Here is a 14015-nt window from a genome sequence, read left to right as displayed (position 1 = left end):
TCCGTTAGTGAATAAGCGGCTGCCAGAGGGTCATCAGCCCCTGCGTCAGCCCACCGCGCCAGCAAAGCGCGTCGTGTCCGCCGTCAACCTGACGCCAGATAACCGGTTGCTGCGGGTGCAGTTCGGCGTAGATCGCCTGATTCGCGCGGAAGATGAGCGGCTCATTGCGCCCGGCCTCAAGAACGATACGCAGCCCGCGCGCGGTGAGGTCGCCCGCTTTAAGTTGTTCGATGAGCAACCCGTCCTGCTGACCGCCACGGTGCGGCCACCAGTAGGAGCCGGACTGGCTTAATACGCAGCCAAAGCGCTCGGGCCAGTTAAGCCCGGCATAAAGTGAAGAGAGGCCGCCAAAGCTTTGACCCGCGACTACCGTTCGGTCGGCGCGGTCGCTGAACGGAGTGCGGCTGTTCACCCGCGGGAGAAGTTCCTCCTGCACCGCCCGCCAGAAATCAGGGTTGCAGGGCAACTCGTGATTGCGGTGCGCCATGTCGATCACATCGATTAAGACGTAGACGGCAGGCGGCAGTTTGCCCGCGTTTGTCAGCGCGGTTAGCGGAGACCACACGGGCATGCTTTCGGCCCAGAACTGGCCGTCGAGCAGTACGGCAAGCGGCCGCTCCGGGCTGTCTTCACCGGTGGTGAAAACCCACACCCGGCGGCGGTTATTCAGACGCACGCTTTCCCATTCAAAGCAGACGGGCGCGTTGCCGGGCGTTGCGGGCGTGTTCCAGCCGGGCTGAACCGGGGCCTCGGGCATTTCGAGCGCCGAGACGGGATGCCCGCGTCCGCCGCGCCAGCTTTGCGGATTTAACGGATCGGCCATCGCCGCGGGGAGCAACTTTCGCCAGCCTTCACGCAGCGCCAAACGTTCGGGTTGCTCGCCGTGGAAGACCGCGTCGGCAAAATCATCTTCGTTCACTGAGGGGATAAAACAGTAGCTGCCGCGCCATTGCGGGGTGAACGCGCCCTGCCACTGCCAGACGTCAGTATCAGGAATGCGCTCAAGGGATTGCGGACGGGCATTTTGATGGTGATCGGTCACGCCGGTGATGTAGAGCCAGACGCGTTTTAGCGGCGAGGTTTTTTGCGTTCCTGCCGGGTCACGCCACCAGAAAGTGACGCAATAGTGCCCCTTCTCGCGGGTCCATTCGGGTCCGTTTTTCGACTGCCACCAGGCTTCACTTCCCGTTTTTAACCCCGTCACCCGTATAACCTCATGTTTATCAGTCTTTTTTGTTTCAGGACAAATTTTATTGATAATATTATTGATAACTATTTGCATTTGCAATAGCGTAGTGGCCGCGCTGTGGGAAGCGCGCTCATAAAACAACCATGCCACGCGTTGTGTGCGCTCGAGGACGGGGCTGCTTACGCAAACTGCGGGTGACACCATGCCGCCTCCTCTCCCTTTCGGGAATGGAGCCCGGGGATGCGGCGCGAAAAGCAGGACGTACAATGAATAAGAAGATTCACTCCCTGGCCTTGCTGGTCAACTTAGGGATTTACGGCGTTGCGATGCCAGCGCTGGCAGACGACAACACCGCCGACGCGCAGCACGAAGACACCATGGTGATCACCGCCGCAGAGCAGAACCTGCAGGCACCAGGGGTATCGACCATCACCGCCGATGAAATCCGTAAAAACCCGCCCGCACGTGACGTGGCCGAAATCATCCGCACCATGCCTGGCGTTAACCTGACCGGGAACTCCACCAGCGGACAGCGCGGCAATAACCGTCAGATTGATATTCGTGGTATGGGTCCGGAAAACACCCTGATCCTGATCGACGGCAAGCCGGTCACCAGCCGCAACTCCATCCGTCTGGGCTGGCGCGGCGAGCGAGATACCCGCGGTGACACCGGCTGGGTACCGCCAGAGATGATTGAACGCATTGAGGTCATTCGTGGCCCGGCCGCAGCTCGCTACGGCAACGGTGCGGCAGGCGGCGTGGTGAACATCATCACCAAAAAATTCGACAACCAGTGGCATGGCTCCTGGAACACCTATCTGAATGCTCCAGAACATAAGGATGAGGGTTCCACTAAGCGCACCAACTTCAGCCTGAGCGGCCCGCTGGGCGGCGACTTCAGCTTTCGCATGTTTGGTAACCTCGACAAAACTCAGGCCGATGCGTGGGACATCAACCAGGGTCACCAGTCCGATCGTACTGGTACCTATGCCGACACCCTGCCTGCAGGCCGTGAAGGGGTCGAGAACAAAGACATTAACGGCGTGGTCCGCTGGGACTTCGCGCCCATGCAGTCCCTGGAGTTTGAAGCGGGCTATAGCCGCCAGAACAACCTCTACGCGGGTGATACCCAGAACACCAACAACGACAACAGCTCCAGCGGTCTGGTGAAGAAAAACTACGGTAAAGAGACTAACCGTATCTATCGCCAGAACTTTGCGGTGACCTGGAACGGCGGCTGGGATAATGGGATTACCACCAGCAACTGGGCGCAGTACGAGCACACCCGCAATTCGCGTCTCGGCGAAGGCCTGGCAGGCGGTACGGAAGGATTATTCAACAGCAATAAATTCACCGACACCGACCTGGCTGATGTGATGCTGCACAGCGAAATCAACCTGCCGATTGATTTTCTCGTCAACCAGAACCTGACGCTGGGCACCGAGTGGAACCAGCAGCGCATGAAGGACTCGACCTCCTTCTCGCAAACCCAGCAGGGCGGGACCATTCCGGGGCTCAGCAACGATCGTAGCCCGTATACCTCGGCGGAGATCTTCTCCCTGTTCGCTGAAAACAACATGGAGCTGACGGACAGCACCATGCTGACCCCGGCGCTGCGCTTCGATCACCATACGATCGTCGGTAACAACTGGAGCCCGTCCCTGAACCTGTCGCAAGGCCTGGGTGACGACTTTACGCTGAAGATGGGTATCGCCCGCGCCTATAAAGCGCCGAGCCTGTACCAGACCAACCCGAACTATCTGTTGTACAGCAAAGGCCAGGGCTGCTACGCCAGCTCCGACGGCGTGGGTTGCTACATGATGGGTAACGACGACCTGAAAGCCGAAACCAGCATTAACAAAGAGATTGGTCTGGAGTGGAAACACGACGGCTGGCTGGCGGGCGTGACCTGGTTCCGTAACGACTACCGCAACAAGATTGAAGCGGGGTATGCGCCAGTCGGCCAGACCTCCACCAGTAAAGTGACCACCGATATTTACCAGTGGGAAAACGTACCTAAAGCGGTGGTTGAAGGTCTGGAAGGCTCCCTGAACGTGCCGGTCAGCGACACGATCAACTGGACCAACAACATCACCTATATGCTGCAAAGTAAGAACAAGGAGACCGGCGACCGTCTGTCGATCATCCCGGAGTACACGCTGAACTCAACCCTGAGCTGGCAGGTACATCAGGATGTGTCGCTGCAGTCGACCTTCACCTGGTACGGCAAGCAGCAGCCGAAGAAGTACAACTACAAAGGCCAGCCGGTGACCGGATCTGAGAAAGACGAAGTCAGCCCGTACAGCATCGTTGGCCTGAGTGCGACCTGGGACGTGACCAAAAACGTCAGCCTGACCGGCGGCGTGGATAACGTCTTTGATAAACGCCAGTGGCGCGCGGGTAATGCCCAGACCACCGGCAACGCCACAACCGGTGCCTATATGTACGGCGCGGGTGCATACACCTATAATGAGCCGGGCCGAACCTGGTTTATGAGCGTGAACACGCACTTCTAAGGCAGGCTGTGTCTCCCCTCTCCTGCCGGGAGAGGGGCTGAATGTCTCCCTCTCCCGGCAGGAGAAGATCGGGGTGAAGGCATCAGGCCGCACTATTCCTCAACGTCAGGACGAGAAAACATGCGCACCACCCACTCCACATTTCGTCTTGCCGGAACCACGGTCCACCAAATTACCTTCGATCCCACCACCTTTACCGACGCCGACCTCCTCTGGCTTCCTCACCAGGCCCAGCTAACCGACGCCGGACGAAAACGAAAAACCGAACACCTTGCCGGTCGCCTCGCCGCCGCCCACGCACTCAGAGCGATTAACGAACGCGCCGTTCCCGGCATCGGTCCCAGCGGGGAACCCCTCTGGCCGGAAGGCATCACTGGCAGCATTACCCACAGCGGTACACAGGCGATGGCGGTGGTTGCGCGCTATCCGCATACGCTAATCGGCATTGATCTGGAAGCCATTCTTTCCGAAAACGAAGCTCACGAAATAAAGGAAGGTGTCATCGACGCACAGGAAGAAACACGCCTTTTGCAGTCGGGCAAGCCTTTCGCGCTTACATTGACGCTCGCATTCAGCGCCAAAGAGAGCCTGTTTAAAGCGCTTTTTCCTGTAGTGAGGGAATACATGGGATTTGAATGCGCACGGGTCAGTGCATTGAATGAGAAAACGCTGGTATTAAAACTTGCCCAACCCATAGGGTGTTATTACGAGGGATTGTGTTTTAACCTGGCATGGCAAATTATGGACGAAAGCGTATGCACGTTGCTCGTCGTTCAGGAATAGTTTTGACTTTTTATCCGAAAAATTCAACACCCTACTCTTTTGATAAAATATCATTACTGAAAACAAAACAATTATTAATATAAAACCCAACCACAAAGAAATATCCTTGCAGCTTTATCACGCCTACGATCATGTATAAAAATATAGCACCTCACAACCTATCTCGATGTGGGAAACATACACCCCTTGAGTGCAAATGTTAAGAGAATCTATCCCTTCCTACTACTTTTAATAGTTAGATAAAACCAATTTAATTTTAGAACATAATCCACAACTCGCCACCATGCTTTCCATAACAGAATTACGCAACGAAACTTAGAGGTAGGTCAAAAACCCAAAGATAAAAAAACCGTGAAAGATGAAATAAGTCATTTCCATTTTCTTTATTTCAGGAACATTATGTTAAGGCTGTTTTACTTTAACTCCATATAACTAAGGAAAGTCTAATGCGTGAATTAAATCAAAATGAAATGAGTATTGTGGCCGGTGGTATTGGTGCCGGTAATGGGAACGGTAATCACAGTGGCAACGGCAATGGCAATAGTGGTGGTAATGGTGGTACCTGTAATGGCGGCAATGGTGGTAATGGTGGCCGCGGCGGTAATGGCGGTAATGGGGGTAACGGCGGAAGCTGCGGCGGTGGCAATAATGGCGGTCGTCGATAGCCATCATTAAAAACCAAAACGACGACCCGCTGTAAGTTTGTCATGGCGGGTCGTTGTGCGTGATGCATTACTTTATCAGGAGTAAAAATGCGAGAACTACTGAAATCAGAGAGTGAAGGTATTTCTGGGGGTTCGCAATGCGATGGTGGAAGTGGAGGTAATGGGGGCGCAGGCGGTAATGGCGGCCGCGGAGGTAATGGAGGAACCTGTGGTTCTGGAAATGGTGGTAATGGCGGTAACGGGGGACGAGGCGGGAACGGGGGTGATGGTGGAAATGGTGGCCCTGGAGGAAAAGGGGGCAAAGGCGGTAAAGGTGGTCCCGGTGGACACGATGGCCGTAACGGTAGGGATGGTTGAGTCGTCGAAGAAATAGTATTACCGAAGCGCAGCAAAGCAAATTACATATGCAGGAAAAAACACGATACCCCTGGATATGCAGAATAACCAGGTGCAATTGACTTAAAATTGTCACCTGGTGAACCACACAAAATCACGAAATCTTTTAAAAAAAGGAAAAAGTGCGTGTATCGCCAAAAAGCGGTTGATCACAAAAAATTGAGATGGCAAGGAAGAGCCATATTACTGCCTGGGATCCCTGTTTGGTTGGTTGCAGGGCTATCTGTTTTTTTTGTTATTGCTTTTCTAACCTTCGTCCTAACGTTCACCTATACGAGAAGAATAACTGTAGTGGGAGAAATAACCACCTATCCTCGTTCATCTAACGTTTACGCCAGTGTTCAGGGGGTGGTAGTTAAACAATTTGTCAAAGAAGGTCAACTGCTCAAAGTAGGTGATGCTATTTACATGATCGATGTTAGTAAAAGCACACGTAGCGGTGTTGTCAGCGATAATCAGCGTATGGATGTTGACAACCAGCTGACACGCATATCTCAAATCATGTCTCTTCTCCAGGAAAATAAAAAAAACACTCTTGAGATGCTCAAAAAACAAAAAGAACAATATAGCGCTGCTCTCAAACGTTCCTCAGATATTATCACCCAAGCCCAGGAAGGCCTCCATGTAATGAAAACTAACATGGAGAACTACCGGCATTATCAGGCGCGTGGTCTTATTACTCAGGATCAGCTGATTAATCAGATAGCCTTATACTACGAACGACAGAATAACATGATTAACCTGTCTGCCCAGAGTGACCAAAACGCGTTGCAGGTGACAACACTGGAGAGTCAGATTCAGACGCAGGCCGCTGAATTTGATAATCAGATTCATCAAATGGAACTTCAGCGCTATGAATTGCAAAAAGAACGTCTGAGTATTGATGCTGGAGGCGCTATTATTATCCGAGCCATGGCTAACGGGAGGGTAGATTCCCTTAGCGTCACCGTCGGGCAGATGATCAAGCCGGGCGACAGTCTGCTACAAATCATCCCATACAATATCGATCATTTCTCTCTTGTCATTTGGGTACCGAATGACGCAGTCCCCTATCTTAATGCTGGAGACCGCGTGAACATCCGCTATGAAGCCTTTCCTGCTCAAAAATTCGGTATGTTTGGCGGAGCAATTTCTGTCATCTCACGTTCCCCAGCCTCCCCACAGGAAATGCAAACCTATCAAGGGGCGCTTAAAGTGGCCTCATCTTCAGCTGCACCCTACTACAAAGTTATTATCAAACCTGACAGACAAAATATTGCGTACGCGGGTAAACGTCTGAGCTTGGGTAATGGAATGCAAGCTCAAAGCACCTTATTTCTGGAAAAAAGGAAGATCTATCAGTGGATGCTTTCCCCCTTCTACGATATGAAAAATAGCATAGAGGGCCCGATAAATGAGTAAACGTGCTTTTAAAACGCTTCTCGGACAACTCGATCTTCATCTGCGTTCTCGGGTTCCACTAGTTCATCAAACGGAATCCTCAGAATGCGGTTTGGCATGTCTTGCGATGATTTGTAATCACTATGGAAAAAATAGCAATCTCATATCCTTGCGACAACAATTCAACCTATCTGCACGTGGGACAACACTGGCAGGAATGAAAGAAATTGCTGAACAATTAGGACTTGCATCTCGCTGTTTATCCCTGGAACTTCATGAACTCAACTCGCTTAAGATCCCCTGCATCTTACATTGGGATTTTAACCATTTTGTAGTTCTGGTCGGTGTGAAACAAAATCGAGTGATCCTACACGACCCTGCCAGAGGCCGTAGAACGATAAATCTCGAGGAAATGTCTCAATACTTCACTGGCATAGCACTCGAAGTATGGCCTGGAAGTACATTTACCGAAGAGCAAGAAAGTCACCACTTCAGCCTCAAAGCCCTTGCAGCAAAGGTACATGGTCTTAAGGGTACGCTAGCGAAAATATTTTTCTATTCGCTCATTATTGAATCCATAAATCTTCTTATCCCGATAGGTACTCAGCTTGCACTGGATCATGCTATTCCCGCTGCAGATGTGGGCTTACTGACACTGATTTGTATTGGTCTGTTACTCTTTACTTTCTTACGCCTGGCATTGAGCGCACTGCGTTCATGGTCTTCATTATTAATGACTACGCTCATCAATGTTCAGTGGCAATCCGGGTTATTTTCACATTTACTGCGGCTACCTTTGAGTTATTTTGAGCGACGCAAGTTAGGTGACATTCAGTCGCGCTTTGGATCGTTGAACACTCTTCGGGAAACCTTTACCAGTAGTATCGTTGGAGCACTCATCGATGGAACGATGTTGATCGGTGTCGTCATTATGATGGCACTTTATGGCGGCTGGCTCACAGGCGTTGTTATGTGTTTTACTGCTCTATATGTCCTCATCCGTCTTATGACGTACAGTACCTACCGCGAATTATCGGAGGAAATTCTCGTTAGAGACGCCCGAACCCGATCTTATTTCATGGAAACGTTGTACGGTATAGCGACCATTAAAATGCAAGGTTTTAGTGAAAGAAGAAGCATCCACTGGCTGAACCTGGAAATTGACACAATTAACACTGAAATAAAAATCACCAAAATGGATTTGCTTTTTGGTGGCGTAAACTCCCTTATCACTGCTTGCGAGCAGATAGCAATGCTATGGCTGGGTTCAAGACTCATTATAGATAACGATATAACAATTGGGATGTTCATCGCTTTCGGTGTATTCAGAGAACAATTTGCCGACAGAATTTGGTCATTAACTAATTTCCTGACTAAGTTGCGCATGATGCACCTTCATAATGAACGTGTGGCAGATATTGCACTTAATACTCAAGAAAAGAAAAAGCCCGATAGAGAAATATTAAACACGATGAAACCTGTAGCCCTAGAAATAAATGCATTAAGCTACCGATATGATGACCATTCGGCCGCTGTCTTTCGTGGTCTTTCTTTCCAGGTTTTAGCTGGAGAAAGTGTGGCAATTACAGGCCCGTCAGGTGCAGGTAAAACAACGCTTATGAGGGTTCTTTGTGGATTGTTTGAACCGCAGACAGGTTCAGTAATGATCGATGGTAACGACATTCAACAACTTGGTTTAAACAATTACCGCAAAATAATCGGGTGCGTAATGCAGGATGATAAGTTATTTTCTGGTTCAATTAGAGAAAATATTTGTGGCTTCGATGAAAATGCCGATTACGAATGGATGGAAGAGTGCGCTCGCGCAAGCTTTATCCATGGTGCTATTGTAAAAATGCCCATGGGATACGATACATTAGTTGGAGAACTTGGTGAGGGGTTGTCTGGAGGACAGAAACAACGCATCTTTATTGCCCGCGCACTTTATCGTAAACCCGGGATATTATTTATGGATGAAGCAACCAGTGCCTTGGACGAAGAGAGTGAAACGTATGTTAATCAGGCTATCAAAAAGCTAAACATCACCCGAATAATCATTGCTCACAGACAATCAACCATCGCATCTGTTGAGCGTGTGATTCGATTAATGCCACAGACAGAACAGCATGGACTGCACTCTGAATGAAAAATTGCGTAAGACTGAGTATAAAACCGACATTATTCATAATAGTCATTTTGTTTGGCTGCGTTTTTTTCACTCATGCCCATGGGAGAAACGCTGATGTTGACAACAACGTAGATCCTTATCGCTGGATGGAAACCGACGGACAACAGACAGCTCGTTGGCTAAGCCATCAATCAGACCAAGCGGTTAAAATATTACACACCCTCCCCTGGCGAAATGCACTGGCGAAAAGACTAAGCATACTGGTTAACACAGAACCAACTCTATCTGATATCTATGATGCGGGCGATCGTCGTTTCTACCTACGATCGACAACTGAACATCCTTATCTGCGGCTTTTTGTGCAACAAAAGGGAAAACCTGAACGAGTGGTTATTACCCCTCCCGTCGGATATGGGATTAATTTTTTTAGCCCATCTCCAGACGGTCACTATGTGGCTTTTGGATTATCGAAAAATGGTACTGAAACTACGGCAATAAATGTCATCAGAGTTGCGGATGGTGTCGTATTAAAAGATGAAATTTCCGCGGTTCGCTATCCTAATGTTGTCTGGGCAGCGGATAACCAGTCATTTTATTACAGTCTTAACGATACAACTCATGATACCGGGCGACAAACATGCGGAAAAGTCTACTACCATCATTTAGGGAGCCAAAATGATGTTATGACTTTTGACTGGCATACTCTCCCGGAATTGACACAGAAGAAATGTGAAAACGTTAATTTGTTTGCATCCCCCGACTCTGCATATCTCATCGTTTATTTTTCGAAATCAATCAGCGGTTATGGCGGCTATCTTTTTTCAGCAAAAAACGATCCCGCACTCAACGGAATATTACACTGGGCCAAAATCATTGATGTTGATGAGAATGTTTCTGCCTTTGTTTGCTCTGGAAAGTGGATTTATTTTGCTAACATGAATTCATCATCAGGTTATGATATCTCAAGAGTCGATCTGAGTACTCCTACTTCAAAACGAGAGCATGTGATGAGCTGGGCAAATGGTGAGCTCACCCAGCTAACCACCAGTCGGGATTCACTTTATATTGCATACCATGACTCTGGTACCAATAAATTCGTACGTATTCCTTTTGATGACCCGAATAAGCACCAGTTCATTCCAGCACCAGCAGATGAAAATGTGAGTGCAATCTTCGCCAGCAATAACCGCAAGGATATCCTCTTCACCCGACAGAGTTGGCTCACGCAACCTGCTATTTTCCAGTATAACCCGGTCAATAATCGCATCAGAGATACGAATTTAATATCACCGGTAAAACAATCCTTTACAGACTATGTGACGGAAGAAATATGGGTTCTCACAGCAGATAACGTCCGCGTTCCGTTAACTTTAATTCATCATAAAGGGATTGAACACAATGGTGCCACCCCCATCTGGTTGACAGCTTACGGCGCTTATGGAGTAAGTACCCTTCCTGAATTTGATATTTCCCGCTTGCTCTGGCTTGAACAAGGCGGAGCCATCGCAATCGCGCATGTTCGAGGAGGAGGTGAACTGGGTCCAGCATGGCATGAAGGAGGTAGAGCGAATAAGAAAGAAAATTCTATTAATGATTTTATTCGTTGCGCTGAATATCTCGTTGATAATAAATACACCTCACCGTCAAAATTGGTGATCAGTGGTGAGAGCGCGGGGGGGATTATAATGGGTATGGCAATGACGCTTCGCCCAGAACTATTTTCAGCTGTGGCGATAGACGTCGGAATACTTAATACCAGTCGACTGGATAAAATTCCAATAGGCGAGATGAATTTTGAAGAGTTGGGTTCACCTTTTAAACAATCAGGCATGCTCAATTTGTTAAAAATAGACGCTTATCAGCATCTGGTTCCAGGTAAACGCTATCCCCCGGTGTTGTTAACGGTCGGCCTGCATGACCAACGTGTCTCCCCCTGGCAGACAGCAAAATTCGCAGCCCGATTGCAGACAATAAACAAACCGTGGAATGTTCCGGTGCTGGTATTAGCTTACAGTCAAGGAGGACACAATGCGGCCACCTACGCAGAAGCTGATTCAAAATTAGTCGACACTGTGAGTTTCTTTATATGGAAAACCGGTATTCATTTTCAAAATCATTAATATTGCGCAGCACGAATGTGCCAGGCCATTAAAAAAAGCGGTACCCTGTTCCAGGATACCGCTTTATTCACTTAGTTATCCCGCTCAAACATCCGGGAACATCACGCTATTCCCCGGCGCCTCGCGATGGAGGTGAATAAAGTTCAGGTGCCGCTCATACTGATCCAGTATGTCCGTAATTACCTGTTCCTTACTGTAATCCATCAGGTCATTCCCCTGGCTCCCTTCCAGCAGGAACGTCTCAAGGCGGTAATACGTTGATTTCCCGCTGCGTGCGCGATAGGTAAACCCGGGCACCGAATACTGCTGTGGCCAAATCTGGTAGACAAAGTTTTGTTCGTCGCCCATATGCACCAGCAGGTCCAGGTGTCCCAGAGTCTCACCGTCGTCCGGCGGCAGGTTTTTCAGTTCAACATACGCACCACGCAGCTTCAGCTCCTGCGCCACCTCTTCCATCGCCGGGAAGCAGACCGTTTCCATCATCTGTTTGGTGTAGCGCGTGCCCGGATAGTTCATCAGGCGTGACAACCGCTTTTTCCAGCTCAGTCTGTCCTGCGCACCCATCGGACGTGGCGCGGTGTCGCGGCTGGCGCTGACGCGGCGGTAATCTTCCACCTTGAGAGATTTATACAACCCGGCCATCACGAAGAAGATCACGAAACTGAACGGCAGACCCATGATCACCGTGGTGTTCTGCAGGGCAGAAATACCGTTGGTCATCAGCATGCCCAGGGTCAGCAGGCCAATGGCGACAGACCAGAAGATGCGCAGCCAGTTGGGAGCATCGCTGTTGATGTCCTTGAGCTTCGAGGTGAAGTTCCCCAGCACCAGCGCGCCGGAATCCGCCGAGGTGACGTAAAACAGCAGGCCGGTAATGGTCGCAACAGAGGCGCTAAAGGTAAACGCCGGATACTGCGCCAGCAGGCTGTAGAACCCCCGCTCCGGATGCACCATCGCTTCCTGCGCAAACGTCGCATTGCCGTGAATGATCTCGTGCAGCGCGCTGTTGCCGAACACCGACAGCCACAGCAGCGTAAAGGTGAACGGGATAATCAGCGTGCCCATCACAAACTGACGAATGGTGCGTCCACGCGAAATACGCGCCAGGAACAGGCCAACAAACGGCGACCACGCGACCCACCACGCCCAGAAGAACAGCGTCCAGTTGTTCATCCACTCGACCGGGCGATCGAAGGCGAAGCTGTTCAACGTCATACCCATAAAGCGGTTCACGTAATCACCCACGTTCAGCACTAACGCATTGAGCAGGAATGACGTATCGCCCATAAACAGCACGAACAGGATCAACCCCAGCGCCAGCGCGACGTTCAGCTCAGAAAGCACGCGAATGCCCTTGTCCACGCCGGAGGTAACCGAAATGGTGGCGATAATCACCGACAGCGCGATCAGCGCCGCTTTGGCCGCCATGGAATCCGGGATATCAAACAGCACGCTCAGACCGTAGTTGAGCTGCACCACGCCGATACCGAGCGTGGTGGCGATCCCAAAGATGGTGCCAATCACCGCCGCAATATCCACGGTGTGCCCAATCGGTCCGTTAATTTTTTTACCGAAAATCGGATAGAGCGCGGAGCGGATCGTGAGGGGTAAATTATAACGATAGCTAAAGTATCCGAGCGCCATCCCCATCAGGGCATACATCGACCAGCCGGTTAAGCCGTAGTGGAACAATGTCCAGACCATCGCCTGTCGCGCGGCCTCCATCGTCTGCCCCGCCCCTTCCGGTGGCTGCATATATTGCGTGACCGGTTCCGCCACGGAGAAGAACATCAGGTCAATACCAATGCCCGCGGCAAACAGCATCGCGGCCCAGCTCAGCAGGCTGAACTCGGGTTTTGACTGTTCCGGCCCGAGCTTTACCGAGCCAAAGCGCGAGCAGGCGATGCAGACGACGAAGACGATATAGAGCGTCGCCGCCAGCAAGTAGTACCAGCCGAAGGTCTTCGACACCCAGTTAAGGGTGCGCCCAATCCACTCGGCAGAAAAATCGCTAAAGAAGATCGTCATCAGGGAAAACAACAAAATCAGTCCTGCGGATGTATAAAAAACAACCGGATTGATTTTGTCCTTTTCTCTGTCTTGCGAAAGATCTGTCATCCAGTATCCCCACTGTTTTTGTAACTATTGAAATCCAAAACCGCAACAATTAAGACACATTTTATATTGAACGTCCAATCAAAAACCGCTTTAATGGTTAACCAACGCTGATGAATGGAGTGGCAAAAATGCCCAAAGTGGGGATGCAGCCAATCCGGCGCAGGCAACTGATCGACGCCACGCTGGAAGCAATAAATGAAGTGGGAATGCATGACGCGACCATCGCGCAGATCGCCCGTCGGGCGGGCGTTTCCACGGGGATCATCAGTCACTATTTCAAGGACAAAAATGGCCTGCTGGAAGCGACCATGCGCGACATCACCGGCCAGCTGCGCGACGCGGTATTGAACCGCTTGCATGCCTTACCGCACGGCAGCGCAGAGCAGCGTCTGCAGGCGATTGTCGGCGGCAATTTTGATGAAACCCAGATCAGCGGCGCGGCAATGAAAGCCTGGCTGGCCTTCTGGGCGAGCAGCATGCATCAGCCAATGCTCTACCGTCTGCAGCAGGTGAGCAGCCGCCGTCTGCTGTCGAACCTGGTGTATGAGTTCCGCCGCGAGCTGCCGCGCGAACAGGCGCAGGAGGCGGGTTACGGGCTCGCGGCGCTGATTGACGGGCTGTGGCTGCGCGCCGCGCTGAGTGGCAAACCGCTGGATAAAACCCTGGCCCAGTCGCTCACCAGCCACTTTATTAGCCAGCATTTACCGACCGATTAACCGA

General features: G+C 50.7%; 10 protein-coding genes. 8 read left to right on the top strand and 2 right to left on the bottom strand.

Features of this window, described 5'->3' with window-relative positions; all coding sequences use genetic code 11:
* Positions 1 to 4: 4 nt before the first annotated feature.
* Entirely contained in the window at positions 5 to 1204 is a 1200-nt protein-coding gene (gene fes, locus AC2FAP_RS00510) for an enterochelin esterase (protein ID WP_244047761.1), read from the bottom strand.
* A 251-nt stretch (positions 1205 to 1455) separates the two neighbouring features.
* Between fes and AC2FAP_RS00505 the strand changes: the two genes are divergently transcribed.
* From AC2FAP_RS00505 to AC2FAP_RS00475, 7 genes are all read left to right on the top strand, one after another.
* On the top strand, positions 1456 to 3705 hold the full coding sequence (locus AC2FAP_RS00505; RefSeq protein WP_047357082.1) for a TonB-dependent siderophore receptor: 2250 nt from the start codon (positions 1456 to 1458) through the stop codon (positions 3703 to 3705).
* Between the two features lie 120 nt (positions 3706 to 3825).
* A complete protein-coding gene (entD, locus tag AC2FAP_RS00500) occupies positions 3826 to 4488 on the top strand; it encodes an enterobactin synthase subunit EntD (protein ID WP_244047760.1) in 663 nt (220 codons plus the stop codon).
* A 504-nt stretch (positions 4489 to 4992) separates the two neighbouring features.
* A complete protein-coding gene (locus AC2FAP_RS00495) occupies positions 4993 to 5163 on the top strand; it encodes a hypothetical protein (protein ID WP_154816602.1) in 171 nt (56 codons plus the stop codon).
* Between the two features lie 102 nt (positions 5164 to 5265).
* Positions 5266 to 5526, top strand: coding sequence for a hypothetical protein (locus tag AC2FAP_RS00490; RefSeq protein WP_410389790.1), 261 nt, complete (start codon positions 5266 to 5268; stop codon positions 5524 to 5526).
* A 149-nt stretch (positions 5527 to 5675) separates the two neighbouring features.
* Positions 5676 to 6950: an HlyD family secretion protein gene (locus tag AC2FAP_RS00485; RefSeq protein ID WP_113656473.1), complete on the top strand. Its 1275-nt coding sequence runs from the start codon at positions 5676 to 5678 to the stop codon at positions 6948 to 6950.
* Positions 6943 to 9075: a peptidase domain-containing ABC transporter gene (locus AC2FAP_RS00480; protein ID WP_063925327.1), complete on the top strand. Its 2133-nt coding sequence runs from the start codon at positions 6943 to 6945 to the stop codon at positions 9073 to 9075. The genes AC2FAP_RS00485 and AC2FAP_RS00480 overlap by 8 nt, the downstream gene beginning before the upstream one ends.
* A complete protein-coding gene (locus tag AC2FAP_RS00475) occupies positions 9072 to 11177 on the top strand; it encodes a prolyl oligopeptidase family serine peptidase (RefSeq protein ID WP_410389794.1) in 2106 nt (701 codons plus the stop codon). The genes AC2FAP_RS00480 and AC2FAP_RS00475 overlap by 4 nt, the downstream gene beginning before the upstream one ends.
* Positions 11178 to 11261: 84 nt before the next feature.
* Here the strand turns inward: AC2FAP_RS00475 and betT are convergent, their stop codons facing one another.
* Entirely contained in the window at positions 11262 to 13295 is a 2034-nt protein-coding gene (gene betT, locus AC2FAP_RS00470; RefSeq protein WP_014169058.1) for a choline BCCT transporter BetT, read from the bottom strand.
* Positions 13296 to 13423: 128 nt separating this feature from the next.
* Between betT and betI the strand changes: the two genes are divergently transcribed.
* Positions 13424 to 14011 (top strand): transcriptional regulator BetI, encoded by a 588-nt coding sequence (gene betI / locus AC2FAP_RS00465; RefSeq protein ID WP_020885037.1) that lies wholly within the window; start codon positions 13424 to 13426, stop codon positions 14009 to 14011.
* The last annotated feature ends 4 nt before the right edge of the window (positions 14012 to 14015 follow it).

This window comes from Enterobacter cloacae complex sp. 394I7 (genome assembly GCF_057320345.1).
Note: the sequence above shows the minus strand (reverse complement) of the source record. Positions and strands in the feature narration are given on the sequence as shown.